The organism is Pseudomonas sp. JL3 (assembly GCF_031570575.1).
GTDB classification, from domain to species: Bacteria; Pseudomonadota; Gammaproteobacteria; order Pseudomonadales; family Pseudomonadaceae; genus Aquipseudomonas; species Aquipseudomonas cucumis.
In genome coordinates this window covers 139,249-165,038 of the sequence record NZ_JAKWJK010000008.1, presented here as the reverse complement: position 1 = coordinate 165,038, position 25,790 = coordinate 139,249, and the positions used below count along the sequence as shown (strand labels likewise).

Here is a 25,790-nt window from a genome sequence, read left to right as displayed (position 1 = left end):
GACGTTTCCCTGCATCTCTTACTTAAAAGCAAATAACCTACAAACTTGCTTTAACCCTCAGATCGTTCCGACAAAATTACTGGAGCATTCCTACTTAACATCCCCTTGATAAGAGCCCATTACAGCCTATGATTAAGTTGTCACCGCGAAGTGACACTTACTATCAATGACAAGGAGTTTAAAACATGAAAGCAATTACTCTGGAAGCTAACAAGATCGCTAATCTGGCTTTTCTGGTTGCGCCAAAAGCCCGTTAAGTAAATGAGACGCTGGGGAGTGCCGGCTACCCAGCGTTTTCTATGACACAGCCCAGAGTAAACCGCCCATCATGCAGATAAATTCATACCTGTTCATACTTCCCCGTACGCCCGGCCAAATAGTCTGGGATTACAAAAACCACAAACAATTTGAACTTAATCTGGAACATTCAACCCGGCTTGCACAACTTATCAACAACCCAGAACTGTATAACGACAGCAACATAGTAGACACTCAACTTCTAAACTCCGGAATATTGACCACCTCAATACAAGACACTATTGAATGGGGCTGGGATGAACTGTCGAAAATATTCCATATCGGCACCAAAAACATTCCCTGCGAACATGTTCCTCAGAATATTCATGAATGGTCGAGACACTATCTGGACCATTGCACCGAAGTACTGGAAGCACCCGCACCGAACGCCAGACTCACAGAACGTCAGGCACGCGAGCTGATTGCCCTGCCAGAACCTTCCTGCCTGCCGAAGGATTCTCTTGCCAACGTCCTGATCGGCCGAAAAACCTGCCGCACCTTCACGGATGAAGCGATTTCACTGGAAGATGTCGGCACACTGCTTTACCTGTCCCTGGGCTACTTGCATGAGCGCGAAAACGACGTCGACGAAACCATTGTCGAAGGCCTCGGTGCCCGACGCAGCAGCCCGTCCGGTGGAGGCCTGAATGCTTGCGAAGGCTTTCTTTATGTACAGAACGTCAGCGGCCTGCCCCCCGGGCTCTACGCCTACCATTCCACCAATCATGCCCTGAGCTTCGTCAACCCGGCACCTGACTCGCCACTGGGGCAGTTGCTGTGTGGGCAACATTTCATCAATAACCTGCCCGTGGGCCTGTTCATTACTGCTCGCTTCGACAAGTTGTGGTGGAAATATGAACACTCACGAGCCTACCGAATGGCTTACGTCGAGGCAGGCCATATTTCCCAGACCTTTCAACTCGTGGCCACCGCACTGGGGCTGAACACGTGGCTGACCGGAGCACTGACGGACGATCAGGTCGAAACATTGCTGGGGCTCGAGGACAACGCAGAACAACCCTTGTTTTTTGTCGGCTGTGGCCACAGCGACGGACAGGTGATGTGCAAGGAATTGAAAGATCTGCTCAGCCGTCGGGAGCCGCAACAATGACCGCCGCCATCATTGCCCCGTCAGACCGTCCCGTTTCCTGGTCTCTGCGCTTCACCCTCGGCGACTGGAATACCCGCGCGTCGGTGCGCACCAGCGAGCATGACTATCTATTGCCCCCAGATCTGGAACAGCAACTGGAAACACGTCACTGGTTTCCCCCAGGCTTCCTGGCTTATCTGAATCACCCGGCTATCGAAGCGCTGGGGAAAACCGTCATCCATCGGCTGTCGGCCAATCATCTGGTGTACTTCCTCGACTACACCACCGTGCTCGAACATCGCATCGTCAACCGCGCCGTGGAGACCATCATCCACGGTGAATTGAAGGTCAACATTCCCCCACGGATGAAGACCGCTGCACTTCAGCTTTATACCGACGAGGGTTATCACGCCCTGTTCTCCAATAGCCTCGCCGAACAGATTGCCGGGGTCTACGGGATCAGCCTGCGCCCGGTCATGCCGCACCGCATCACGCGATTGAATACTTTGCTCGAGCGCACACCTGACAAACACCGGGCGCTGGCCTGGTTTCTCGTCGGGTTCGTGTCGGAGACGATCATTGCCAAAGAACTGCTCGACGTCTGCCGTGACGATCTGGTGTCCAGCGTCCAGGCAATGCTCAGGGAGCATCTCGCGGACGAGGCTCGCCACAGTCGCTATTTCTCTGAAGTGTTCCATTACCTGTGGCTGACGATGAACAGCCGCCAACGCACGTTCGCTGCCAGGCTGCTGCTGGACATCATCCGGATTTTCTTCGAGGTCGATGAGCGATGGCTGCGGGAAAGCCTGTACGGCGCGGGTATCGGCGAGACCGCCGCCACGGAGGTTCTCGGCAAACTGACCAGCCCCCAAGCCACCCTTCTGCGTGCGCGATCCGGCGCCGGGGCGACGCTTCAGGCTTTGAAAAAGGCCGGTTTCTTCGACCTGCCTTACAACCAGCAACTGTTCATGAAGGCAGGACTTATCGATGGATGAAGGACGATCTGAGCCAACCGTCAAACAACGTCGAGGGGCGGTCAGCCTGTTGTTGGCAATGGTGTTGCTTGGCGTGTTCCCGCTGGATGTCCTGCTTCCGTCGTTCCCAGCGCTCGCCGAACACTTTCGCAGCACGCCGGCCGACATCGCGCTGTCGATCAGTCTGTTTGCTGTCGGTATAGCGGCCTCTCAACTGCTGATCGGGCCGCTGTCGGATGTGATCGGGCGTAAAGGACTGTTACTCGCCGGAATAGCCGTTTCGATGCTCGGTGCAGTGGGCTGCATTCTGACCACGGACTATGTCCATTTCCTGCTGTTCCGTGTCATTCAGGCGCTCGGCTGCGGGTGTTTCGTCCTGTCACAGGCTCTGGTTCAGGATCTGTTCAAGGGTGAGGAACGCGACCGATTGCGGATTCTGATGGTCACCGCCACCGGCATTTTCATCTCGGTCTCACCGTTGGCCGGTACGTTCCTGCAAGCCACCCTGGATTGGCAGGGCAGCTTCTGGGTGTTTACCGCACTGGCTGGGATAGTGCTGTTCAAAGCCTGTTTTCTTCTCGAAAACACTCGGCCGACGGCAACTGGAGCGCGACCAAATATCTTCCAGCCCTACCGCCGGGTCTTGTGCAATTTCGACTTCCTGTCCTACTGGCTGATTTCAGCCTTTGCTTTCGCCTGCCATTTTTCTTTCATCGTGATTTCACCACTGATTTTCATGGATCAACTCCAGCTATCGCCCTATGACTTCTCGTTGATCCTGCTGGTATATGGCGGCGCCTACATCGTCGGCGGCAGCGTTGCGATTGTGCTGGGTAGATACATGAGTCAGGGTCATCAGATCATCAGCGGGCTGAGCCTGATCCTGCTGTCCGGCCTGATCATGCTTTATCTTTCAAGTCATTTTGCGCTGTCAGCAGCCACCGTCCTTGTACCGATGCTCGTCTGTACCGCCGGTACCACTATCGTCCGACCGGCCGCCACCTCAAAAGCCATGAGCCTGTTCCCTGAAAATGCAGGAACCTCGGCGTCGGCCGGCAGCACGGTGATTTTCATCTGCGGCGGTTTGATCAGTGCACTTATCAGCTTGAGCCCGGCCAATTTGCAATCCACCCTGGGATACAGCTTCATCATCCTGAGCGGCGTGGCGCTGGTACTTAACAGCCATATCAACAGTCGAGCCAAAAGCCTGGGAGTCAGCCCAAGCGTCGAATAATCCCACCGGCCGTCATCCCACACGCCTCGTCAGTGCCGGATCAACACTTTCCGGCATTCCCTCCTGACGCCAGCGGTGTAGAATCGCGAGATTCATCGCCATTCATCCCCCGGCGGGTTTATGAGCTGAAGCTGAAGCGCGCGGCGATCCCGCAAAGTTATCGGCAACTTCCGGACACACGGCCATTTCTGAGTGTTCCAGACGTCAATAGAAGCTCACTTCCCCTTTGTTACCTGATTAGCCGCCCGGAGTGCTTCATGCCTGATTACCGCTCGAAAACATCCACCCACGGCCGCAACATGGCCGGTGCCCGCGCACTGTGGCGCGCCACGGGGATGAAAGATGACGACTTCAAGAAGCCGATCATCGCCATTGCCAACTCCTTTACCCAGTTCGTACCGGGCCATGTGCACCTCAAGGATCTGGGGCAACTGGTCGCTCGCGAAATCGAACGGGCCGGCGGTGTCGCCAAAGAATTCAACACCATCGCCGTGGATGACGGCATCGCCATGGGCCACGACGGCATGCTCTATTCGCTGCCGAGCCGCGAGATCATCGCCGACTCCGTCGAATACATGGTCAACGCCCACTGCGCCGACGCCATCGTCTGCATCTCCAACTGCGACAAGATCACCCCAGGCATGCTGATGGCCTCCCTGCGCCTGAACATCCCGGTGATCTTCGTGTCCGGCGGCCCGATGGAAGCCGGCAAGACCAAGCTGGCCAGCCACGGTCTCGACCTGGTCGATGCCATGGTGATCGCCGCCGACTCCAGCGCATCCGATGAGAAAGTCGCCGAGTACGAGCGCAGCGCCTGCCCGACGTGCGGCTCCTGCTCTGGCATGTTCACCGCCAACTCGATGAACTGCCTGGTTGAAGCCCTGGGCCTGGCATTGCCGGGCAACGGTTCGACCCTGGCCACCCACAGCGACCGCGAACAGCTGTTCCTGCAAGCCGGTCGCACCATCGTCGAGCTGTGCAAGCGTTACTACGGGGAGAACGATGAGTCGGTGTTGCCCCGCAACATCGCCAACTTCAAGGCGTTCGAAAACGCCATGACCCTGGACATCGCCATGGGCGGTTCCACCAACACCATCCTGCACTTGCTGGCCGCGGCCCAGGAAGCCGAGATCGATTTCGACCTGCGCGACATCGACCGCCTCTCCCGCCATGTACCGCAACTGTGCAAAGTTGCGCCGAACATCCAGAAGTACCACATGGAAGACGTCCACCGTGCCGGCGGGATCTTCAGCATCCTCGGTTCCCTGGCCCGTGGCGGTCTGTTGCACACCGACCTGCCGACCGTGCACAGCAAGACCATGGCCGAAGGCATCGCCAAGTGGGACATCACCCAGACCACCGACGAAGCCGTGCATCACTTCTTCAAGGCCGGCCCGGCGGGCATCCCGACGCAAACCGCGTTCAGCCAGTCGACCCGTTGGGAAACCCTGGACGACGACCGTGAAAACGGCTGCATCCGCAGTGTCGAACACGCTTACTCGAAAGAAGGCGGCCTGGCCGTTCTGTACGGCAACATCGCGCTGGACGGTTGCGTGGTGAAAACCGCCGGCGTCGACGAGTCGATCCACGTCTTCGAAGGCAATGCGAAGATCTTCGAAAGCCAGGACAGCGCCGTACGCGGCATCCTCGCCGACGAAGTGAAGGCCGGCGACATCGTGATCATTCGCTACGAAGGCCCGAAAGGCGGCCCGGGCATGCAGGAAATGCTGTACCCGACGTCTTACCTGAAATCCAAAGGCCTGGGCAAAGCGTGCGCCCTGCTCACCGACGGCCGTTTCTCTGGCGGTACTTCGGGCCTGTCCATCGGCCACGCTTCGCCAGAAGCCGCCGCCGGCGGCGCGATCGGTCTGGTGCAGGATGGCGACAAGGTACTGATCGACATTCCAAACCGCTCGATCAACCTGTTGATCAGCGATGAAGAAATGGCCGCGCGCCGTGCCGAGCAAGACAAGAAAGGCTGGAAACCGGTGGAAGTGCGTCCACGTAAAGTGACCACTGCGCTGAAAGCCTATGCCCTGTTGGCCACCAGCGCCGACAAGGGTGCGGTACGTAACAAGGCGATGCTCGACGGGCTGTAATACTTAACCGTTGGACAAAAAAATGCCCCGCCGAGTGCGGGGCTGATCGTTCCCACGCTCCCGCGTGGGAATGCCTCAAGGGCTGCATTCCCACGCAGAGCGTGGGAACGATCAACGATCAATTCCTACTGGATATCTTCAGGCTTCACGATCACCCAGTTCTTGTCAGCCGTCACCGCCAACCCTTCTTTCGCCTGGGCTGCTGCGTTTTTGGCCATCATGCCGTTAATCTGGGTCATGTATTTGTCTTTGCGGTTGACCCACAAATGGATGCCGCCCTTGGACACATCGACGCTGTGGAACAGCATGTAGCCGTCGCTGGTCGGGGTATCGCCACCCACCAGGACCGGTTTTTTCCATTCATCGATGTACGTCAGGATCGCCGACTGTTTACCCGCCATCCAGGTGGCCGGGGTCCACAGGTACGGGGTCAGTTCGAGGCCCAGGTTGGCCTTCTCGTCATACTTGCCAGCGGTGACCTGCTTGCGCGTCGTGGTCAACTCGCCGGTCTTGCGGTCCTTGAGCAGCAAGCTCACGCCGATCACGTTCTGTGGTTTGACGTTGTAGCCGTACTTCGGATCGGAGGCGACCATGCGCACCAATTCTTCAGAGGCGGCGGTCATAACATAGACCTCGATGCCGTTCTCCATCAGCTTGTTGTAGAGCTCTTTTTGACCGGTGAAGATTTTCGGCGGGTTGACGTCGATGGTCTTGACCACGTCGCCTTCGTAATAAGTGCTCGGCACCGGTTTGCCAGACGCCATCAGCTCATCAACGTTGCCCTTGAGTTCCTGAAGCGTGAAGCCGGAAAACACTTGGGCGACCCATGGGTAGCAAACCATGTCATCGATTTCGCAGAGGCGATAGTAGTAGCTGAACAGGCTTTCCTTATGGTCGGCGGTGTCCTTGAACGGGATCAATTTCAGGGAGGGATCGAGGCTCTCGCGGGTGATCAAGCCCTTGTTTTCCATGAACGGCAGCAACGACTCTTCGAGGTCGTAGCGGTAACTGGTGTTGTCCATGTCGAACACCGCGAAGTTACCTTTGTTGGCATTGGCTGCGATCATCGCGTCCAGCGCCTTGGCCTGATCGGCTGGCCAGTGCTTCAGGTCAGTAGCGAGCGCCTGGCCGGCAAGGCCCAAGCAGAATACGGCAGCCAAAAATTTCGGTGCAAGCTTCATCGGCGTTTCTCCCTGATTCAAAGAGATTCGACGCTAACAAATCTGTATGACAGTCCCCGCCTGCCCGCGACTGCTTGCATCCTGATTCCGTCAGCCGCATTCCTTACAGCGCCATCGGCTTATTCCAAAAACGACAGTCGACCGCTATTTTTGATATTAATTCATTACATATCAAGCTGTTAGGCTTGCCGGTTCGCAGTCACACACGAAGGTGGCTGGCACAAGTCTATGGAGCCTCTATGAATATGCCGCTGATCCTCAATCTGCTGGTATTCCTCGCCTTGCTTTACGGCCTGGCGCAAACCCGCCACACCACCTGGAGCCTGGCGAAAAAGGTGTTGCTGGCGCTGGTTCTTGGCGTGGTATTCGGTGTCGCCCTGCACACGATTTATGGTGCGGGCAACCCGGTACTGAAAGCCTCGATCGGTTGGTTCGATCTGGTGGGCAACGGTTACGTGCAGTTGCTGCAAATGATCGTGATCCCGCTGGTGTTCGCCTCGATCCTCAGCGCCGTGGCGCGCCTGCACAACGCTTCGTCGCTGGGCAAGATCAGCTTCCTGACCATCGGCACTTTGCTGTTCACCACCGCTATCGCGGCGCTGATCGGTATCGGCCTGACCAACCTGTTCGGCCTTACCGCCGAAGGCCTGGTCGCCGGCACCCAGGAAATGGCTCGCCTGCAAACCATTCAGAACGATTACGCGGGCAAGGTCGCTGACCTGAATGTGCCGCAGCTGCTGCTGTCATTCATCCCGCAAAATCCGTTCGCCGACCTCGCTCGCGCCAAACCGACTTCGATCATCAGTGTGGTGATTTTTGCGGCATTCCTTGGAGTCGCGGCGCTGCAACTGCTCAAGGATGATGTCGAGAAAGGTCAGAAAGTGATCAACGCCATCGACACCCTGCAAGCCTGGGTGATGCGTCTGGTACGTCTGGTGATGAAGCTGACCCCGTACGGCGTATTGGCGCTGATGACCAAAGTGGTTGCCGGCTCCAATTTGCAAGACATCATCAAGCTCGGCAGTTTTGTGGTGGTGTCCTACATCGGCCTGGGCTTGATGTTTGTGGTACATGGCGTGCTGGTGTCGGCGGCCGGGATCAACCCGCTGCGCTTCTTCCGCAAGATCTGGCCGGTGCTGACGTTTGCCTTCACCAGCCGCTCCAGCGCCGCCACCATTCCGCTGAGCATCGAAGCCCAGACCCGCCGTTTGGGCATTCCGCAGTCCATCGCCAGTTTCGCCGCTTCGTTTGGCGCGACCATTGGCCAGAACGGCTGTGCCGGTCTGTACCCGGCGATGTTGGCGGTGATGGTCGCGCCGACCGTGGGCATCAACCCGCTGGATCCGCTGTGGATCGCGACGTTGGTGGCGATAGTGACGCTGAGTTCAGCCGGTGTGGCCGGGGTCGGTGGTGGCGCGACCTTCGCCGCGTTGATCGTGCTGCCGGCCATGGGTTTGCCGGTGTCACTGGTGGCGTTGCTGATTTCGGTTGAGCCGCTGATTGATATGGGTCGTACGGCGTTGAACGTCAGTGGCTCGATCACCGCTGGGGCGATCACCAGCCAGATGATGCAGCAGACGGATAAAGCGCTGCTGGATGCGGATGAGCATTCGGAGTTGGCTCACGCTTAACCCGTACCGATCGTTCCCACGCTCCGGCGTGGGAATGCCTCAAGGGACGCTCCGCGTCCAGTGACGCGGAGCGTCACGGGCTGCATTCCCACGCAGAGCGTGGGAACGATCTATGTGCGCTCCCACACCTCAAAGCTATACGCCGGCTTGTCACCCTCCGCCGGGTTCGGAACATTCGACACCAGCTTCCACTGGTTCACATCAAACGCCGGAAACCACGCATCCCCTTCCGGGCTCAGCGCCACGCGGGTCAGGTACAGCCGATCGGCCTGCTCCAGACCTTGCGCATACAACTGCGCCCCGCCAATCAGCATCACCTCATCGACGCCCTGCTCGTTCGCCCATTCCTGCGCCCGAACCACCGCTGCTTCCAGCGACGGATAAACCTCCGCGCCTTCCAGCTGCAGATTCACCTGACGGCTGACCACGATGTTCAGCCGGCCCGGCAGCGGACGACCGAGGGAATCCCAGGTCTTGCGACCCATGATGATCGGCTTGCCGAGGGTGGTGGCCTTGAAGTATTTGAAGTCCCCCGGCAAGTGCCAGGGCATGCTGTTGTCGACGCCGATCACACGGTTTTCACCGAGGGCTGCGATCAGGCTGAGGGGGAGTGATTTAGTCATGTCGGCGAGGATACCAGAGCCTCCCTTACCCCGATAAGCGTCACAGCGGTTATGCTCACCGCTCAATTAAGCGACGGGAAGCCGCGTGACTGAACTGACTCCACTGCAAAACCTCTGGTTGAGCGAAACCATACGCCTGCGTGAAGAACACGCAGGCCCCTTGGATGATCTGGAAGCCAACCGAATCGCCCGTAGCGTCGGCGGCGACCTGCCTACGCGCATTCAACGCCGCGCCCTGTGGCTGGCCGAGCGCGACGGGCAGACCCACGCCCTCAAACATTGGCTGCAAGGTGCGCGCCTGGCGCTGATCGTGCTGGCCGTTCTGGCCGTAATCAGCGGCGCCGGCCTGGCGTTTGCCGCGCTAGGCGACGGCCAGGCCCCGGTCAATGTGTTCTGGGCGCTGGGCAGCCTGCTCGGGCTGAATCTGATTTTATTGCTGAGTTGGGCCCTGGGCCTGGTGTTTGCCGGTGAACAAGGCGCCGCCCTCGGGCGCTTGTGGCTGTGGCTCAGTGAAAAACTCGCCCGCGATGCCAATGCTGCGCAATTGGCGCCGGCCCTGCTGCTGTTGCTGCAACGGCAAAAACTCAATCGTTGGGCGCTTGGTGTACTGGTCAATGGATTGTGGTTGTTGGCGATGCTTAACGCCTTGGTGATGGTGCTGACGCTGATGGCGACCCGGCGTTACGGCTTCGTCTGGGAAACCACCATTCTCGGCGGCGACACCTTCGTCGCCATGACCCAGGCCCTCGGTGCTCTGCCGGCCTTGCTCGGTTTCAGTGTGCCCAGCGTGGAAATGATCCAGGCCAGCGGTGATGCCGCGCTGAACATAGAAAGCGCCCGCCAGGCCTGGGCGGCGTGGCTGGTTGGGGTGCTGCTGGTATACGGCGTTTTGCCGCGCTTATTGCTCGCATTGTTCTGCCTGTGGCGCTGGAAAACCGGTCAAGCAGCCCTGCATCTGGATTTGAACCTGCCCGGCTACGCCCAACTGCGCGAACGGCTGATGCCCACCAGCGAACGCCTGGGCATCAGCGATGCCGCGCCAGAACAACTTCATCGGGTTGAAAATGCTGCCAGCGATCTGCAAAGCGATGGCGCGCTGTTGGTGGCCATCGAACTGGACGACCAACGCCCCTGGCCGCCGCAGTTACCGAAAAACGTCAACAACGCCGGCGTCCTCGACAGCCGCGAATCCCGGCACAAACTGCTCGAACAGCTGAGTCGTTTCCCACCGGCTCGTCTGGCCATCGCCTGCGACCCCCGACGTTCGCCGGACCGTGGCAGCCTGGCGCTGATTGCCGAATTGGCTCGCAGCGCCAGCGCCACCCGCGTGTGGTTGTTGCAAGCGCCGCCCGGCGAAGCGCTGGATGCCGAACGCCTGGGCGACTGGCATGTCGCGCTAAAACAACTGGACCTGCCGTTCGCCGATTGCGCGCCGTTGAACTGGCTGGAGACGGGTCATGACTGATACCTGGAAACAGCCCTTGAAGCTCGCCGTGGTCGGCCACACCAACGTCGGCAAAACCTCATTGCTGCGAACGCTGACCCGAGATGTCGGCTTCGGCGACGTGTCCCATCGCCCCAGCACCACGCGCCACGTCGAAGGCGCGCGATTGTCGGTAGACGGCGAGCCGTTGCTTGATCTCTTCGACACTCCGGGCCTGGAAGACGCCATCGCCCTGCTCGACTACCTCGAGCGCCTGGAACGTCCCGGCGAACGTCTCGATGGTCCGGCACGACTGGCACGATTCCTTGAGGGCAGCGAAGCCCGGCAGCGCTTCGAACAGGAAGCCAAGGTGCTGCGGCAACTGCTCGCCTCGGACGCCGGCCTCTATGTGATCGACGCCCGGGAGCCGGTGCTGGCCAAGTACCGCGACGAACTGGCAGTGTTGGCCAGTTGCGGCAAACCGCTGCTGCCGGTGTTGAATTTTGTCAGCAGCGCCCAGCATCGTGAACCTGATTGGCGTGAAGCCCTGGCGCGATTGGGCTTGCATGCTTTGGTGCGTTTCGACAGCGTCGCGCCACCGGAAGATGGCGAGCGTCGACTCTATGAAAGCCTCGCGCTGCTGCTGGAAAATTCCCGCGCACAACTGGAGCGATTGATCGCCGACCAGCAAGCCCAACGCCTGGCCCGCCAGCAGAGTGCAGCGCGGCTGATTGCCGATTTATTGATCGATTGCGCCGCCTGCCGGCGCAGTGTGGCCAGCGAGGCGGCGCAGGAACAGCAAGCGATCAGCGAACTGCGCAAAGCAGTGCGTCAGCGCGAACAACGCTGCGTCGAGGCCTTGCTCAAGCTCTACGCCTTCCGCCCACAAGATGCGGCGGCCAGTGACTTGCCGTTGCTCGATGGCCGCTGGGGCGATGACCTGTTCAACCCGGAAACCCTGAAACAGCTCGGTGTGCGGGTCGGCGGTGGCATCGCGGCTGGCGCGGCAGCCGGGGCCGGGGTCGACTTGCTGGTGGGCGGCCTGACCCTCGGCGCCGCGGCGCTGGCCGGAGCAATTGCCGGCGGCGCCCTGCAAACCGCCCGCAGTTACGGCAGCCGCCTGCTGGGCAAGATCAAAGGCCAGAGAGAACTGACCGTCGACGACAGCGTGCTGCGGCTGTTGGCCTTGCGCCAACGGCAATTGCTGCAGGCCCTGAATTCCCGTGGCCACGCGGCGATGGACAGTATTCAGGTCGCCACGCCGCAGGACAAAACCTGGCGCGAAGGCAAACTGCCCGAAGCGCTGAACAAGGCACGGGCGCATCCGCAGTGGTCGTCGCTCAATCCTCATTCGAAGGTGAATCAGGCGGAGCGGCAGGATCAGGTTGAGGTGTTGGCGCAGCAGCTTTAACCAATGATCGTCAGCGCCAATCCAGTTTCAGAAACTCTTTGGCCAATGCCTTCACGCGGCTACGATCGGTCCTGTTCGCTCGCCCGTCATTGTCCACATCCGAGCTCAATACCCACTCAAAAACCCCATCGTTATCCAGATCGCGGACCGCAGCCTTGTAGGCAATCCTCGGTCCGTCATGAAAATGCAGTCGTACCGTCTCAGGCGTACCGTCAGCGGATGGATTCTGCGAGAAGATGCGCAAGTGCCGCTCCTCAGCTTCATCCGCGTTATACCAGGCGCACTTCAAGTACGTTTTGCCAAAAGACTTGAGCTGTTGACGATCCGCGTCTGTCGCCTCGCGCTGCAACTGTTCACCTTCAAAAAACTGGAAAGCGACGGTATCTGCCGAGCCGTTCCCGCTTCGATCCTGTGCAATCACTTTCAAAAAATGCATCCATACACTCCTTTGCGAAAAGGCCAGATTGATGCTTCGACGCGCGTTGATCCATAAACCGATTCCCTATCGTGTGTCAGACAACTCAGCGCAGAGCGCCGGACAACAGGCCCGCAACCTTGCGCTTCAAGACGTCGAGGTCCATCACCGGCACGTCCATGTCCTTGGCGCGCTCATCCCACTGACGCATCCGCAGACTGACCTCGCACAATGGATCGCACTCAAAAGCCTCAGCCTCTTCAGCACTCATCACCCCACCCTGATATTCCAGCGTCCGCCGACTGGCTTCACTCAAACGCTCGTAGTACCCAGGCTCTTTGAGCGTCAGATAACGCTTGGCCTGCACGTGATATTCCACCAGCCGCGCCATGCGTTCGCTGAAACCGGCGCGACGCAAATAATCGGCGCCCAAACGCTCATGGCTGACCACCCCGAAGCCACCCATGCTCTCGCCCCCCTCGGCACAGAGGTGCCCGATGTCGTGAAAGAACGCCGCCAGCACCACTTCATCATCGAAGCCCTCGGCCATCGCCAGTTCGGCGGCTTGCGACATGTGCTCGATCTGCGACACCGGTTCACCGATGTAGTCGTTATCGCCAAACCGTTCGTACAGACCGAACACCTCGGCGATCACTTGCTCATGGCGGTCCATCAACTGTCTCCCAATAAGGTCGCGACGTTACGCTCAGCCAGCGCCGGCCCGACGCTCATGCCGACACCGGTGTGCATCAGCGCCACGCTCACACCCGGCATCGGCCGCAGAAAGGAGAACGGCCCCGACCCGCGCGAACCGTAAACACCCTGCCAGCGCTCGATCACTTGCACCTTGCAGCCCAACGTCTGCTCGGCCAGCTCGAGCATCCAGTCGTCCACCTGCTCGGCATTGAACGGTGACGGATCGCTGCCGTAATGGTGGGAGTCGCCGATGATCAACTCACCGTACGGTGTCGGGCTGATCAGCAGGTGAATGCCGTTTTCATGCAGATGAGGCGCCTCGCGCAGAATCTGCGCCTGCACCGCCGCCGCTTCCGGCAGATCGGCGAAGGCGCCGTAGTGCACGCAACTCAACCCGGTGAGCAGCGCGTGTTGCAGGTTGAGGTTGAATTGCGGGCGGGCGCGGAGCATTTGCAGGCGGCAGATTTGCGGGTTAAGTGCAGCAATCGGCTCGGCCAGCAAGGTCTGATAGTCGTGACCGGAACAGACGATGATCTGCTCGGCGCTGAAGGTACCGGCGGTGCTGTGCAGTCGACCCGGCTCGATGTCGCGCACAAGCGTGGAGAAGTGAAACTCGACGCCCAATTCGCGGCGCAGGTAGTCGATCAACGCCGGAATTGCTTCGCGGGAATACAGCTGCTGGTCGTCCATGCCGTGCAACGCAGCGCGGTGATGGCTGAACTGGCCGCCGTATAAATCGCGCAATGCCGCACTGCGCAGCAGGTCGACGCGGTAACCGTGTTCCACGGCGCGACCGACGCAGAAGGCTTCGAGCAGGTGTTCTTCCGCTTCGGTACGGGCGAACAGATAAGAGCCGTTGCGCTTGAGTTGCAAGCCGGCCAATTGCGCCCATTGGCCCCAGATGTCGCGGCTGGCCTTGGCCAGTTCCAGCATTGGGCCGGGGGGCTGGCCGGTAACCAGTGCCTGGCCGAAATTGCGCACCGAAGCGCCGAATGGCGTTTCGCTGCGCTCGAAAACGGTGACTTTCAGACCGCGTCTGGCGGCGGCATAGGCGTGGGACAGGCCGAGAATGCCGGCGCCGACGATCAGCATGTCGTTGTGTTGAGTCATGGAGTTCCCCAATGATCGTTCCCACGCTCCGCGTGGGAATGAATCCCGTGACGCTCTGTGCCACAGGGGACGCGGAGCGTCCTTTGCTGCATTCCCACGCAGAGCGTGGGAACGATCGGCGGTGCTTACTTGGCAGCCACTTTCTCGGACTTGCCGTCATAACGCTTGCGCCATTCGGTGAGGATCTCGTCGCGATGCTTCGAGGCCCAGGCAAAGTCGTTCTTGATCAAACGCTGCTCATAATCCGCCGGCAGCTCAGTCTGCGGCTTGGCGATACCCGGTTGCGCGAGCACGGCGAAGTTCTCTTTATAAAGCTCCATCGCCGCCGGGCTTGCAGAGAAATCAGCCAGCTTCTTCGCCGCGTCTTCGTGCGGTGTGCCTTTGATCACGGCGGTGGCTTCGATCTCCCAGCCCAGGCCTTCTTTCGGCAGGATGATGTCCAGCGGCGCGCCCTGGCGTTTCAACTGAACGGCCGGATATTCGAAGGAAATACCGATCGGGAATTCCCCGGCGGCGGCGAGTTTGCACGGCTTGGAACCGGAGTGAACGTATTGGCCGATGTTCTGGTGCAGGTCGTCCATGTACTGCCAGCCCTGCTTCTCGCCGAAGGTTTGCAGCCAGGCGCTGACGTCAAGGAAACCGGTGCCGGACGAAGCCGGATTGGGCATGACGATCTTGCCTTTGTACTCAGGCTTGGTCAGGTCCTGCCAGCTCACGGGCTTGCTCAAACCCTGCTTTTCGGCCTCGACGGTGTTGAAGCAAATGGTCGCGGCCCAGACGTCCATGCCGATCCAGGCTGGCGGGTTGGCCGCGTCGCGGTAGTTGCCGCCGATCTTGCCCAGGTCCTTCGGTGCGTAGCTTTGCAGCATCCCTTGCTGATCGAGAATCGCCAGGCTCGACGCCGCCAAGCCCCACACTGCGTCAGCTTGCGGGCGGGCTTTTTCGGCCAGGAGTTTGGCGGTGATGATGCCGGTGGAATCGCGCACCCACTTGATCTCGACCTCCGGGTTGGCCTTTTCAAAGGCCTCTTTGTAGGTCTTCAGCTGTTCAGCTTCGAGGGCGGTGTACACCGTCAACTCGGTTTTCGCCGCGAAGGCGTTCAGGCTGAAAGCGGTGAGGACAGCAGCGGCCAGGGCCAAAGGCTTGAACATGATCGTTTCCTGTTTGAGTTGAGGTATGGGGGCAAATCAATGACCGGGCGCGGTCTGCCGCCAGGCCTGGGAGCGACGCAACAAACCGCGCGAAGCCCAGGCCAGCAGCAGGGACACGCCCGCCGAGGTGAACAGAATCAGGGTCGACATCGCCGCCGCGCCGCCGACGTTGCCGGCGTCGTCCATGTTCAGCACCGCCACTGCCGCAAGGATAGTGTCGGGGCTGTAGAGGAAGATCGCCGCCGAGACGGTGGTCATGGCCGAGACGAACAGGTAGCGCACGATGTCCAGCAATGCCGGCAGGCAGATCGGCACGGTGACCCGCAGGTAGTGCCGGTACAGCGGCGCCTTGAGCGACAGCGCGGCGGCTTCGAACTCGGCATCGAGTTGGCGCAGCGCGGTGGTGGCGGTCATTTGCGCGGTGGTCAAATAGTGAGCAATGGTGCAGACCACCAGCAGGGTCATGGTCCCGTAAAGCACATGCAGCGGGTTGCCGGTGAGGTTGAAGAAGAAGACGTAACCCAGGCCCAGCACCAGACCCGGTACCGCCATCGGTACGAAACTGAGCATGCGCAGTGTCAGATTCAGTCCGCGCTGGCCCTTGGTTTTTTCCATCAGGTAAGCGCCAGTGAAGATCAGCACACTGCCGATCAACGCCGTACACAACGCCATCTTCACGCTGTTGCCGTAGGCCAGCCAGCCGCCGCCCGCCGTGTCGTTGAACTGGTAATGGTTGAGCGACAGCGACAGGTTGTACGGCCAGAATTTCACCAGCGACGAGTACACCGCCATGCCGAACACCAGCAGCAATACCGCGCAGATCAACAGCACGATGGCCAGATAACAAGCGTCGCGCCGCTTCGATGGAACCGGTTGAAACACTTGCGCCCGACCACTCATGGAATCGCCATGGCGCCGACGCAGCCAGGCGTCGACGCCGAAGCTGAACAGCGCCGGCAGCAGCAAGACCATGCCGATCAGCGCGCCGCGACCGAATTGTTGCTGGCCGACCACCGCTTTGTAGGCCTCCAGCGCCAGCACTTGATAGTCACCCCCGACCACCACGGGCACGCCGAAGTCGGTGATGGTCAGGGTGAAGACGAGGCAGAACGCCGCGAACACCGCCTGACGAGTCGCCGGCCAAGTGATGCTACGAAAGGCTTTCGCCGGGCTAGCGCCCATGCTTGAAGCAGCATCGAATAGTCGCGCGTCCGCCAGGGACAGCGCCGACAGCAAAATCATCAAGGCGTGTGGGAAGGTGTAGATGACCTCGCCGAGCACGATGCCCCAGAAGCCGTAGATATTGTCCGAGAGCAACCCGCGCAGCATGCCCTGATTGCCGAACAGATAAACCAGCGCTATTCCCGGCAGCATCGACGGCGCCATCAGCGGCAGCAGCGACATGCCGCGCCAGATGCCTTTACCGGGAATCAACGTACGTTGCAGAGCGTAGGCAAACAGATAGGCCAGCGGTACGACAATGGCCGCGACGCTGAGAGAAACTTTCAGGCTGTTGCCCAGCAACCAGTGGAAATTTGCGCTGCTCAGCAGTTCGCGAGCGGCAATCAGTCCACCGCCCTGCCCGGCTTCAGAACTGAAACCGCGCCAGAAGATCGCCAGTAACGGCATCAACACCGCAACGCCGAGCAACACCAGCAACAGAACCTTGCCGCCGACCACGAATAGCCGATCGCCGATCTCGGCACGGGAGGTCTGCCGAACCTGCTTGTGCGGTATCGGCAGCGCGACGTTCGCGCTCATCAGGCAAACACCTGCAAGCTGCGCGGCGGCAAGGCGACCATGATCTGCTGCGCGCCGAGACGCGGCATGGCTTCCGGCGCCAACTCCGCCAATAGCGCATGGCCCGGCAGTTGATCAAGCTCGAAGCTCATGCGGCAACGGTTGCCGAGAAAAGTGATCTCGCGAACCTTGGCCGGGAACAGGTTTTCTTCATGCACCGGCGGGTTGACGTTGATGGCCTCGGGGCGGCAGAACAAACGGCCCGAGGCGGTTTTAGCGCTGCCTTCGGCCAGGCGCATGTTCATCCCGCCGACCTGGGCATGACTGTCGCTGCTGCGGTGGAATGGCAGCCAGTTGCCCTGACCGACGAACTCCGCCACAAACGGTGTGGCCGGGCGGTCGTAGATTTCCTGCGGCGTTGCGTACTGCTCAACCTTGCCGTTGTTCATCACGGCGATGCGGTCGGCCATCAGCATAGCTTCGTCCTGATTGTGGGTGACCATCAGGGTGGTGACACCGAGGTTGCGCTGCAATTGGCGCAGTTCGGTGCACAGATGCTCGCGGACCCGGGCGTCGAGCGCCGACATCGGTTCGTCCAGCAGCAACAATGAAGGGGCTGGTGCCAAGGCTCGAGCCAGTGCCACCCGTTGCTGCTGACCACCGGACAACTGGCCGGGGTATTTTTTCTCACTGCCGATCAGGCCGACCAGTTCCAGCATCTGACCGACGCGCCGACGCACTTCATCGCGACCACTGCCGGCAAGGCCGTAGGCGATGTTCGCTTCGACGCTGAGATTGGGGAACAGTGCGTAGGACTGGAAGAGAATGCCGTAGTCCCGTGCCTGAGGTGCCAGGTGGGAAACGTCGCGATCGCCGAGGTACAACTCGCCGCTGTCTTGTTTCTCAAGGCCGGCGATGCAGCGCAGCAAGGTGGTTTTGCCACAGCCCGACGGCCCCAAGAGGCACACCAGCTCACCAGCCGCCACCTCGAGGGAAACGTTATCCAGCGCGGTGAACGCGCCGAAGCGTTTCTGCACGCCGCGCACTTTCATCGGCGCACCGGGGTTGGTCAGGGCAGTTTCAGTCGAGTGGTTCATGGACAGACCTCATCAAGCAGATGAGGGCCATCCTAGGTTTGCAATGCGTCCGTCATGTGGCAATGAGGCAAAAACGGCCGATAGTGGTATTCGGGGATTTGGGTTCAGCCCTGATCGTTCCCACCCTCAACGGACGCTCCGCGTTCGGTTCTTGGGACGCAGAGCGTCCTGGGCTGCATTCCTTTGCTGCGCGTGGGAACGATCAGTACGCGGGGGCCATTTCCTGCGCCAACCCCAGAAACGCCGCCGGCAGCCGTGCGCCTTTTCGCTCCTTGAGGCAGTACAGATACTCAGGAATCTGCGGTGCATTCTCGATGGTCAACACCCGCAATTGCGGATCATGCGGCACTTCCTGCCGAGCAATGATGCTGATACCAATGTTGCGCAATACCGCCTCACGAATCGACTCCCGGCTACCAATCTCCAGCAATGGTCCAAAACTCACCCCGGCGCTGGCCAGCAACTCTTCGGTCAAGCGCCGAGTGGTCGAGCCCGATTCACGCATCAACAAGGTATGCCCCGCCAACGCACTGAGCGGCACATGATCATGCATCGCCAGCGGATGATTGCGGTGCACCGCCAGCACCAGCGGATCGCTGCCGAGCACCCGGCGAATCAGCCGCGCATCGTCCAGCAACTGCGAGGACGCAGCGACATCGACCCGGTAATCCTCCAGCGCTTCGAGCACCTGTTGGGAGTTGCCGATTTCCACCGACACCTCCACTTGCGGCAAGCGTTCGCGAAAGGTCTTCACCAGATCAAGGATGTAATACGGCGCCGTGGCAGCGATGCGCAATGTGCCCTGGACCTGACCGCTGTTACGCAGGAAGAACTCGATATCGGCTTCCTGCTGCAACAGCGCCTTGACCATCGGCAGCAACCGCGCGCCTTCGTCACTGACGCTGAGGCGGCGACCGCCACGGTAGAACAGTTCAACCGAATACTGGCTTTCCAGATGCCGAATCTGGGTCGTCACCGTCGGTTGGCTCAGGCCGAGCTTTTTCGCCGCCAGGGTAATGCTGCCCAACCGGGCAACCATGTAAAACGCCTTCAGCTCGGCACTCAGCACACCCTTCCCTCATCGTCTATTTGCGCAACAGGCGCAAACCGTTGAACACCACCAACAGGCTCACGCCCATGTCAGCGAACACCGCCATCCACATGGTGGCGATTCCGGCGAAGGTTACCCCAAGAAAGATCACTTTGATGACCAATGCCAGGGCAATGTTCTGTTTGAGGATGCTCGAGGTCTGCCGCGACAGGCGGATGAAGGCTGGGATCTTGCGCAGATCGTCGTCCATCAGGGCGACATCGGCGGTTTCGATGGCGGTATCGGTACCGGCGGCCGCCATGGCGAAACCGATCTCGGCTCGCGCCAGTGCCGGGGCGTCGTTGATGCCGTCGCCGACCATCCCGACCCGATGGCCTTGTGCATACAGCGTTTCGATGGCTTGCAGCTTATCGGTCGGCAACAGATCGCCCTGCGCCTGATCGATGCCCACGTGGGCGGCGATGGCCTGAGCGGTGTGAACGTTGTCGCCGGTCAGCATCAGGGTTTTGATGCCCAACTCATGCAATTGCTGGATCGCTTCGCGACTGGAGGCTTTCACCGTGTCCGCGACGGCAAACAATGCCAGTGGACCGGATTTATCGAGCAACAGCACCACGGATTTACCCTGTTTCTCCAGAGCAAACAGTTGCTCCTCCAGCGCTGGAGAACACAGGCCCAAATCTTCCACCAGGCGGTGGTTGCCCAAGTGGTAGAGCTCACCGTTGATCTCGCCGCGCACACCACGCCCTGCCAGGGCTTCGAAGTTATCCACAATCAGCGGCGCGCGTTGGTTATCCACAACTGCACTCACAGCCGCATCGGCGATGGCCAGCGACACCGGGTGATCCGAACGACCGGCCAGTGCCGCCGCAATGGCCGGCGCTATTTCATCAGCGATCGGGTCGAGGGACAAATAGTCGGTCTGCACCGGTTTGCCGTGAGTGAGGGTGCCGGTCTTGTCGAGGGCCAGGTAATCGAGTTTGTGGCCATGCTCCAGATAAACGCCGCCCTTGACCAGAATCCCTTTGCGCGCCGCTGCCGCGAGGCCACTGACGATAGTCACCGGGGTGGAAATCACCAATGCACACGGGCAGGCGACCACCAGCAACACCAGCGCCCGGTAGATCCAGTCGAACCACAGCGCATCCATGAACAGCGGCGGGATCACCGCTACGGCCAAGGCCAGGATGAACACCGCCGGGGTGTAGATTTTCGAGAAGGCGTCGACGAAACGCTGGGTCGGCGCCCGCGCGCCTTGGGCCTGTTCCACGGCATGAATGATGCGCGCCAGGGTTGAGTGGCTGGCCTCGGCAGTCACGGTGTATTCCAGCGAGCCAGACTGATTGATCGTGCCGGCGAACACCTTGTCACCGATGGTTTTCTCCACCGGCAGGCTTTCACCGGTGATCGGCGCCTGATTGATGGTCGAGTTGCCGGACAGCACTTCGCCGTCCAGACCGATCCGCTCGCCGGGACGCACCCGCACCCGAGCACCCAGTTCGATGTTTTTAACCGGTTGTGCGACCCAACTGCCGTCGGCCTGCTGCACCGTGGCTTGCTCGGGGGTCATCTGCATCAGCCCGCCGATGGCGTTACGCGCCCGGTCCAGAGACCTGGCCTCGATCAACTCGGCCACGGTGAACAGGAACATCACCATCGCCGCTTCCGGCCATTGGCCGATCAGAATCGCGCCGGTCACTGCGATGCTCATCAGCGCATTGATGTTCAGGTTGAGGTTTTTCAGGGCGATCCAGCCCTTTTTATAAGTGCTGAGGCCACCGCTGAGGATCGAGATCAGCGCAATCACCGCCACCACCCAGTTCGGCGCCGCATTGGTGAAGTGGATAAGCTCGGCGGCCAGCGCCCCGACGCCGGACAACGCCAGCGGCCACCAAGGCTTTTTCGCAGGTACGGGGCTCGACGCTGGCGCTTCAGCGCCCTGCTCCATCGGCTCGGCGTGCATGCCGAGGGACTTGATCGCATCGATGATCGGCAGGGTGTTTGGCAGGTCATGGGTCACGCCCAACACCCGGTTGATCAGGTTGAACTCCAGTTGCTGCACACCCGACAGCTTCCCGAGTTTGTTCTGGATCAGCGTCTGCTCGGTCGGGCAGTCCATGGCTTCGATGCGAAAACTGCTCAGCCGGGCGCCGGCGGTCGGCGTCTCGTTCAACTTGATCAACGACGGCGATGCGGCTTTGGAGGAACAGCAGGAATCCCCGTGGCTGCCATGCTGGTGTGTCTGCACAGGCTGCAGCTTGTGGCTGTGATCAGCCTCGGGTTTGTGGGTGTGAAGAGAATCGCTCATTGGTCGCGTCCATGAAGGTGCCTGTTGCCAAGTAAAGACCCTGTAGCCACTATAGGGTCAAGCACCCTTTTGGAGATGGTCGCGATGAAGATAGGAGAACTGGCGAAACTCACCGACTGCGCCGTGGAAACCATCCGTTACTACGAGCGCGAAAACCTCCTGCCGGAACCGGCCCGCAGCGACGGCAATTACCGCGTCTACACCCAGGCCCACGCCGAGCGCCTGACCTTCATCCGCAACTGCCGCACCCTCGACATGACCCTCGAGGAAATCCGCAGCCTGCTGGCCCTGCGCGACAGCCCGCAGGATCAATGCGAAAACGTCAACGCGTTGATCGACGAACACATTCACCATGTGAAGGCTCGTATCGATGGTTTGTTGGCCTTGCAGACACAATTGCTCGACCTGCGCCAACGCTGCAGCGAAGGGCCGGATATCGATCAGTGTGGGATTTTGCAGCGGTTGGAAGTGAGCGGCGGGGTTGTGGCGACGGAGATTGAGCATTCCCATGTCGGGAGAAGCCACGGGCATTAGCAGCCCGTGATCGTTCCCATGCAGACCGTGGGAACGATCAGGACATTTGGTCGGCGTTAAGGCTTAAACCGCCATCGGCGCGGTCATCGGCGCGTGGTGTTCATAGCCTTCCAGCGAGAAATCGCTCGGCTCGATCTGCTCCAGCCACTCCGGCTGATACAAACCGGTCTTGGCAAACTCCGGCACGCGGTCGCTAATCACCAGTTTCGGCATGGCGAACGGCTCGCGCTTGAGCTGTTCGTTGAGCATGTCCAAGTGGTTTTCGTAGACGTGGGCGTCGCCGATGAAATAGGTGAACCAGCGCGGTGTGTAACCGGTCAGGCGACCGATCAGGCTCAACAGCGCGGCGCCTTCGGTGAGGTTGAACGGCGTGCCCAGGCCCAGATCGTTGGAGCGGATGTAGAGGGTCAGAGAGATCTCTTTGGTCTCGACGTTCGGGTGGAACTGGTACAGCAGATGGCACGGCGGCAAGGCCATTTCATCGAGTTGCGCGACGTTCCAGCCGTGGAACAGGATGCGACGGCTGCCCGGGTCCTTGATGATGGTGTCGACGCACTGGCGGATCTGGTCGATCGCCTTGTACAGCACCACAAAGGTCTGACCATTTTCTCGACCATCGGCAACCTGCCGGTAACCCTGACTCAATGCCAGCTCGATAGCGGGTTCATTACTGGTATTGATTTGCTTGTACGCCGGCCATTTGCGCCATTGCACGCCGTAGATCTCGCCGAGGTCGTCCTCACCCTGACGGAACGGGTTGGCCAGCCACTGGGCATTTTCGTTGGCGTTCTGGTCCCAGACCTTGCAGCCCAGCGCACGGAATTCAGCGGCGTTGTTCACCCCGCGCAGAAAACCGCACATCTCGCCGATGGCCGACTTGAAGGCCATCTTGCGGGTGGTGATCGCCGGAAAACCTTCCTGCAGATCGAAGCGCAGCATCGCGCCCGGAAAGCTGATGGTGTTCACGCCGGTACGGTTGGCCTGTTTGCTGCCGTTCTTGATGACGTGGGCGACCAGATCGAGATATTGCTTCATGAGTCATGCATCCTTGAATACGAGGCCGGAGCCTCGCGATTCGAATTTAAAGCGCGGCGTCTTTGGTAACCGGAGCCGTCGGGGCGCGATAATACGCTAGCCAGATCAATACTAGACCACCGATGATCATCGGCAGGCATAGTAACTGACCCATGGTCAGCCAGTTCCAGGCCAGATAACCCAGTTGCGCGTCCGGTACACGAACGAATTCGACGATGAAGCGGAAGATGCCATAGAACAGCGCGAACATCCCGGACACCGCCATGGTCGGCCGCGGCTTGCGCGAGAACAGCCAGAGGATCGCGAACAGCGCCACGCCTTCCAGTGCGAACTGGTACAGCTGCGACGGATGACGCGCCAGTTGCGCCGGATCGGTCGGGAAGACCATCGCCCACGGCACGTCGGTCGCCTTGCCCCACAATTCAGCGTTGATGAAGTTGCCAATGCGCCCGGCACCCAGGCCGATCGGCACCATCGGCGCAACAAAGTCCATCAGCTGGAAGAACGACTTGCCGTTCTTTTTACCGAACCACAGCGCCGCCAGCATCACACCGATAAACCCGCCGTGAAACGACATGCCGCCCTTCCACACTTCGAAGATCAGGGTCGGGTTGGCCAGATAGGCGTTCAGATCGTAAAACAACACATAACCCAAACGGCCGCCGACGATGACACCCATCGACATCCAGAACACCATGTCGGAGAGTTTCTCCTTGGTCCAGGTCGGGTCGAAGCGGTTCAGCCGGCGTGATGCCAGCCACCACGCGCCGCCGATGCCGATCAGGTACATCAGGCCGTACCAGTGGATTTTCAGCGGACCGATGGCCAGGGCCACCGGGTCGATCTGCGGGTAAGGCAGCATTGCGACTCCTCGTTAGAGTTGAAACCTTCAAATTCCCGGGCGACGCTGTCACGCCAGGATTAAGCCAGGATTGCGCTGCGCGTCAGAGCAAGAAGCTCAAGCCGACGCAAAACAGCAAAGCGGCAAACAGTTTTTTCAGCAAGCGCGCCGACAGTTTGTGGGCCAGTCGCGCACCTAGGCGGGCGAAGACCATGCTGGTCAGGGCGATCCCCAGCAGCGCCGGCAAATACACAAAACCGAGACTATGGGCCGGCAGCAGTGGATCGTGCCACCCCAGAATCATGAAACTTAATGCACTGGCCAGGGCGATGGGCAGGCCACAGGCCGATGAAGTGGCCACCGCCTGCTGCATTGGTACGCTGCGCCAGGTCAGGAACGGCACGGTCAACGAACCGCCGCCAATCCCGAAAATCGCCGAGGCCCAGCCAATGACACTGCCAGCCACGGTCAGACCGACTTTTCCCGGCACCGTTCGGCTGGCCTTGGGCTTGAAGTCCAAAGCGAGTTGAACGGCGATGATCAGCGCAAATACCCCAATGATCTTCTGCAAATTCGGCCCGGAGATCGCTTCGGCGGTCAGCGCGCCGAAACCGGCACCGAGCAGAATGCCGAGGGTCATCCAGGCAAAAATCGGCCAACGCACGGCGCCACGGCTATGGTGCTCGCGAACCGAATTGATCGACGTAAAGATGATCGTCGCCAGGGAGGTGCCGACGGCCAGATGCGTCAAAATCGATGCATCGAACCCCTGCAAGGTGAAACTGAACACCAGCACCGGGACGATAATGATCCCGCCACCTACCCCGAACAGCCCGGCCAGCACGCCGGCACAGGCGCCCAGCGCCAGATAAAGCAGAAATTCCATGTCCGCATCCCCAGTCATCCCAAAACAGGAGCGGCATGGTAACGGAAGCATGGCCTCGGGCTCCACTGTGGATGGCGATGGATCGATGAGCGATGTCTGCGTAGAGTGAGCAAAAAACACACAAGGACCACCTTATGTGCCTGATTGTTTTTGCCTGGCGGCCGGGCCATGCCCAGCCACTGATCGTGGCGGCCAACCGCGACGAATTCTATGCCCGGCCTAGCCTGCCCCTGGCGCAATGGCCGCATGCCCCGCATGTATACGCCGGTCGCGACCTTGAGGCTGGCGGCACGTGGCTCGGTGTCGGCGCCAACGGGCGCTTTGCCGCGCTGACTAATATCCGTGACCCCCTTCGACCGCCGGCGCTTAAATCACGAGGTGAGCTGGTGGCGCAGTTTCTCAGCGGAGACATGTCGATTGACGACTATTTAACGGACGTTGTCGGACGTTCGTCTGAATATGCCGGGTTTAACCTGCTGATCGGCCATACCAACGAGCTCTGGCACTTCAATGCCCGGGAGACGGAGGCGGTGATGCTCCAACCGGGCATTTATGGATTATCGAACGCGGGGCTGGATACGCCGTGGCCGAAAGTGCTCAAGGCCAAGGCGGCATTGAGCGAGGTGTTGGGCGATCCGCAGCCGCAGGCGCTATTGGCCTTGCTGAGCGACCCGCAGACGGCGCCGCTTGCCGAATTACCGGACACTGGCGTGGGGCAGGCTACCGAGACGTTGTTGTCGAGCGTGTTTATCCAGAGCCCGACTTACGGGACACGGGCGAGCACGGCGTTGATTGTTCAGGCGGACGGGGTGCGGCATATGGTTGAACGGAGTTTCGGGCCGTATGGGGGGCATTTGGGGGAAGTGGAAGTCAGGGCTTAATTTTGTGCTGCCTGGACTGGCCCCATCGCAGGCAAGCCAGCTCCCACAGGTTTTGGTGTTGATCACAAATCAGTAAATCGAC

22 protein-coding genes are annotated in these 25,790 nt (G+C 60.1%); 9 read left to right on the top strand and 13 right to left on the bottom strand.

What is annotated here, in order from left to right; all coding sequences use genetic code 11:
- The first annotated feature begins 328 nt into the window (after positions 1-328).
- From MMG91_RS16210 to ilvD, 4 genes are all read left to right on the top strand, one after another.
- On the top strand, positions 329-1,408 hold the full coding sequence (locus MMG91_RS16210; protein WP_310660145.1) for a SagB family peptide dehydrogenase: 1,080 nt from the start codon (positions 329-331) through the stop codon (positions 1,406-1,408).
- The gene (locus MMG91_RS16205) at positions 1,405-2,382 is read left to right on the top strand and encodes a diiron oxygenase (RefSeq protein WP_310660144.1); all 978 of its coding nucleotides are present in this window, start codon (positions 1,405-1,407) and stop codon (positions 2,380-2,382) included. Before MMG91_RS16210 ends, MMG91_RS16205 begins: the two co-directional genes overlap by 4 nt.
- Positions 2,375-3,595 carry an MFS transporter gene (locus tag MMG91_RS16200; protein WP_310660143.1) on the top strand — a complete coding sequence of 407 codons (1,221 nt, stop codon included), beginning with the start codon at positions 2,375-2,377 and terminating at the stop codon, positions 3,593-3,595. Before MMG91_RS16205 ends, MMG91_RS16200 begins: the two co-directional genes overlap by 8 nt.
- A gap of 257 nt (positions 3,596-3,852) precedes the next feature.
- Positions 3,853-5,694, top strand: a complete 1,842-nt coding sequence (gene ilvD / locus MMG91_RS16195; RefSeq protein WP_237885674.1) for a dihydroxy-acid dehydratase — start codon at positions 3,853-3,855, stop codon at positions 5,692-5,694.
- Positions 5,695-5,819: 125 nt separating this feature from the next.
- On the opposite strand, the gene MMG91_RS16190 is transcribed toward ilvD, so the two are convergent.
- Positions 5,820-6,875, bottom strand: a complete 1,056-nt coding sequence (locus tag MMG91_RS16190; protein WP_310660142.1) for a haloacid dehalogenase-like hydrolase — start codon at positions 6,873-6,875, stop codon at positions 5,820-5,822.
- A gap of 239 nt (positions 6,876-7,114) precedes the next feature.
- Between MMG91_RS16190 and MMG91_RS16185 the strand changes: the two genes are divergently transcribed.
- Complete coding sequence (locus MMG91_RS16185; RefSeq protein WP_310660141.1) at positions 7,115-8,506, top strand: L-cystine transporter; 1,392 nt, start codon at positions 7,115-7,117, stop codon at positions 8,504-8,506.
- A gap of 110 nt (positions 8,507-8,616) precedes the next feature.
- Here the strand turns inward: MMG91_RS16185 and MMG91_RS16180 are convergent, their stop codons facing one another.
- Entirely contained in the window at positions 8,617-9,129 is a 513-nt protein-coding gene (locus tag MMG91_RS16180) for a dihydrofolate reductase (RefSeq protein ID WP_310660140.1), read from the bottom strand.
- A gap of 85 nt (positions 9,130-9,214) precedes the next feature.
- Between MMG91_RS16180 and MMG91_RS16175 the strand changes: the two genes are divergently transcribed.
- Both MMG91_RS16175 and MMG91_RS16170 read left to right on the top strand, forming a co-directional pair.
- The gene (locus MMG91_RS16175; protein ID WP_310660139.1) at positions 9,215-10,594 is read left to right on the top strand and encodes a DUF2868 domain-containing protein; all 1,380 of its coding nucleotides are present in this window, start codon (positions 9,215-9,217) and stop codon (positions 10,592-10,594) included.
- On the top strand, positions 10,587-11,963 hold the full coding sequence (locus tag MMG91_RS16170) for a GTPase/DUF3482 domain-containing protein (protein WP_310660138.1): 1,377 nt from the start codon (positions 10,587-10,589) through the stop codon (positions 11,961-11,963). The genes MMG91_RS16175 and MMG91_RS16170 overlap by 8 nt, the downstream gene beginning before the upstream one ends.
- A 10-nt stretch (positions 11,964-11,973) precedes the next feature.
- On the opposite strand, the gene MMG91_RS16165 is transcribed toward MMG91_RS16170, so the two are convergent.
- The 8 genes from MMG91_RS16165 to MMG91_RS16130 all read right to left on the bottom strand — a co-directional run bounded on the left by MMG91_RS16165 (position 11,974) and on the right by MMG91_RS16130 (position 21,531).
- Positions 11,974-12,399: a hypothetical protein gene (locus MMG91_RS16165; protein ID WP_305503697.1), complete on the bottom strand. Its 426-nt coding sequence runs from the start codon at positions 12,397-12,399 to the stop codon at positions 11,974-11,976.
- 85 nt (positions 12,400-12,484) lie between these two features.
- Entirely contained in the window at positions 12,485-13,051 is a 567-nt protein-coding gene (locus MMG91_RS16160) for a phosphonate degradation HD-domain oxygenase (protein ID WP_310660137.1), read from the bottom strand.
- The gene (locus MMG91_RS16155) at positions 13,051-14,184 is read right to left on the bottom strand and encodes a TIGR03364 family FAD-dependent oxidoreductase (RefSeq protein WP_310660136.1); all 1,134 of its coding nucleotides are present in this window, start codon (positions 14,182-14,184) and stop codon (positions 13,051-13,053) included. Before MMG91_RS16155 ends, MMG91_RS16160 begins: the two co-directional genes overlap by 1 nt.
- 125 nt (positions 14,185-14,309) lie before the next feature.
- Positions 14,310-15,335, bottom strand: a complete 1,026-nt coding sequence (locus MMG91_RS16150) for a putative 2-aminoethylphosphonate ABC transporter substrate-binding protein (RefSeq protein WP_310660135.1) — start codon at positions 15,333-15,335, stop codon at positions 14,310-14,312.
- A gap of 36 nt (positions 15,336-15,371) precedes the next feature.
- The gene (locus MMG91_RS16145; protein WP_305447300.1) at positions 15,372-17,096 is read right to left on the bottom strand and encodes a putative 2-aminoethylphosphonate ABC transporter permease subunit; all 1,725 of its coding nucleotides are present in this window, start codon (positions 17,094-17,096) and stop codon (positions 15,372-15,374) included.
- On the bottom strand, positions 17,096-18,172 hold the full coding sequence (locus MMG91_RS16140; protein WP_310660134.1) for a putative 2-aminoethylphosphonate ABC transporter ATP-binding protein: 1,077 nt from the start codon (positions 18,170-18,172) through the stop codon (positions 17,096-17,098). Before MMG91_RS16140 ends, MMG91_RS16145 begins: the two co-directional genes overlap by 1 nt.
- 202 nt (positions 18,173-18,374) lie before the next feature.
- Entirely contained in the window at positions 18,375-19,241 is an 867-nt protein-coding gene (locus MMG91_RS16135) for a LysR family transcriptional regulator (protein ID WP_310660133.1), read from the bottom strand.
- Between the two features lie 16 nt (positions 19,242-19,257).
- Positions 19,258-21,531 (bottom strand): heavy metal translocating P-type ATPase, encoded by a 2,274-nt coding sequence (locus MMG91_RS16130; protein ID WP_310660132.1) that lies wholly within the window; start codon positions 21,529-21,531, stop codon positions 19,258-19,260.
- An 84-nt stretch (positions 21,532-21,615) separates the two neighbouring features.
- Between MMG91_RS16130 and cadR the strand changes: the two genes are divergently transcribed.
- Positions 21,616-22,065: a Cd(II)/Pb(II)-responsive transcriptional regulator gene (gene cadR / locus MMG91_RS16125; RefSeq protein WP_217857504.1), complete on the top strand. Its 450-nt coding sequence runs from the start codon at positions 21,616-21,618 to the stop codon at positions 22,063-22,065.
- Positions 22,066-22,128: 63 nt separating this feature from the next.
- On the opposite strand, the gene MMG91_RS16120 is transcribed toward cadR, so the two are convergent.
- The 3 genes from MMG91_RS16120 to MMG91_RS16110 form a co-directional block, all read right to left on the bottom strand.
- Positions 22,129-23,100 carry a thymidylate synthase gene (locus MMG91_RS16120; RefSeq protein WP_310660131.1) on the bottom strand — a complete coding sequence of 324 codons (972 nt, stop codon included), beginning with the start codon at positions 23,098-23,100 and terminating at the stop codon, positions 22,129-22,131.
- Between the two features lie 46 nt (positions 23,101-23,146).
- Positions 23,147-23,962 carry a prolipoprotein diacylglyceryl transferase gene (gene lgt / locus MMG91_RS16115; RefSeq protein ID WP_310660130.1) on the bottom strand — a complete coding sequence of 272 codons (816 nt, stop codon included), beginning with the start codon at positions 23,960-23,962 and terminating at the stop codon, positions 23,147-23,149.
- A gap of 82 nt (positions 23,963-24,044) precedes the next feature.
- The gene (locus tag MMG91_RS16110) at positions 24,045-24,827 is read right to left on the bottom strand and encodes a sulfite exporter TauE/SafE family protein (protein ID WP_310660129.1); all 783 of its coding nucleotides are present in this window, start codon (positions 24,825-24,827) and stop codon (positions 24,045-24,047) included.
- Positions 24,828-24,961: 134 nt separating this feature from the next.
- On the opposite strand from MMG91_RS16110, the gene MMG91_RS16105 reads away from it, so the two are divergent.
- On the top strand, positions 24,962-25,708 hold the full coding sequence (locus MMG91_RS16105) for an NRDE family protein (RefSeq protein ID WP_310660128.1): 747 nt from the start codon (positions 24,962-24,964) through the stop codon (positions 25,706-25,708).
- Positions 25,709-25,790: the final 82 nt, after the last annotated feature.

Excerpts from the sequence above, each read along its gene's own strand:
- MMG91_RS16210 (WP_310660145.1), top strand. The coding sequence starts at position 329 with ATGCAGATAAATTCATACCTGTTCATACTTCCCCGTACGCCCGGCCAA.
- MMG91_RS16205 (WP_310660144.1), top strand. The coding sequence starts at position 1,405 with ATGACCGCCGCCATCATTGCCCCGTCAGACCGTCCCGTTTCCTGGTCT.
- MMG91_RS16200 (WP_310660143.1), top strand. The coding sequence starts at position 2,375 with ATGGATGAAGGACGATCTGAGCCAACCGTCAAACAACGTCGAGGGGCG.
- ilvD (WP_237885674.1), top strand. The coding sequence starts at position 3,853 with ATGCCTGATTACCGCTCGAAAACATCCACCCACGGCCGCAACATGGCC.
- MMG91_RS16190 (WP_310660142.1), bottom strand. The coding sequence starts at position 6,875 with ATGAAGCTTGCACCGAAATTTTTGGCTGCCGTATTCTGCTTGGGCCTT.
- MMG91_RS16185 (WP_310660141.1), top strand. The coding sequence starts at position 7,115 with ATGAATATGCCGCTGATCCTCAATCTGCTGGTATTCCTCGCCTTGCTT.
- MMG91_RS16180 (WP_310660140.1), bottom strand. The coding sequence starts at position 9,129 with ATGACTAAATCACTCCCCCTCAGCCTGATCGCAGCCCTCGGTGAAAAC.
- MMG91_RS16170 (WP_310660138.1), top strand. The coding sequence starts at position 10,587 with ATGACTGATACCTGGAAACAGCCCTTGAAGCTCGCCGTGGTCGGCCAC.
- MMG91_RS16165 (WP_305503697.1), bottom strand. The coding sequence starts at position 12,399 with ATGCATTTTTTGAAAGTGATTGCACAGGATCGAAGCGGGAACGGCTCG.
- MMG91_RS16160 (WP_310660137.1), bottom strand. The coding sequence starts at position 13,051 with ATGGACCGCCATGAGCAAGTGATCGCCGAGGTGTTCGGTCTGTACGAA.
- MMG91_RS16155 (WP_310660136.1), bottom strand. The coding sequence starts at position 14,184 with ATGACTCAACACAACGACATGCTGATCGTCGGCGCCGGCATTCTCGGC.
- MMG91_RS16150 (WP_310660135.1), bottom strand. The coding sequence starts at position 15,335 with ATGTTCAAGCCTTTGGCCCTGGCCGCTGCTGTCCTCACCGCTTTCAGC.
- MMG91_RS16145 (WP_305447300.1), bottom strand. The coding sequence starts at position 17,096 with ATGAGCGCGAACGTCGCGCTGCCGATACCGCACAAGCAGGTTCGGCAG.
- MMG91_RS16140 (WP_310660134.1), bottom strand. The coding sequence starts at position 18,172 with ATGAACCACTCGACTGAAACTGCCCTGACCAACCCCGGTGCGCCGATG.
- MMG91_RS16130 (WP_310660132.1), bottom strand. The coding sequence starts at position 21,531 with ATGAGCGATTCTCTTCACACCCACAAACCCGAGGCTGATCACAGCCAC.
- cadR (WP_217857504.1), top strand. The coding sequence starts at position 21,616 with ATGAAGATAGGAGAACTGGCGAAACTCACCGACTGCGCCGTGGAAACC.
- MMG91_RS16120 (WP_310660131.1), bottom strand. The coding sequence starts at position 23,100 with ATGAAGCAATATCTCGATCTGGTCGCCCACGTCATCAAGAACGGCAGC.
- lgt (WP_310660130.1), bottom strand. The coding sequence starts at position 23,962 with ATGCTGCCTTACCCGCAGATCGACCCGGTGGCCCTGGCCATCGGTCCG.
- MMG91_RS16110 (WP_310660129.1), bottom strand. The coding sequence starts at position 24,827 with ATGGAATTTCTGCTTTATCTGGCGCTGGGCGCCTGTGCCGGCGTGCTG.
- MMG91_RS16105 (WP_310660128.1), top strand. The coding sequence starts at position 24,962 with ATGTGCCTGATTGTTTTTGCCTGGCGGCCGGGCCATGCCCAGCCACTG.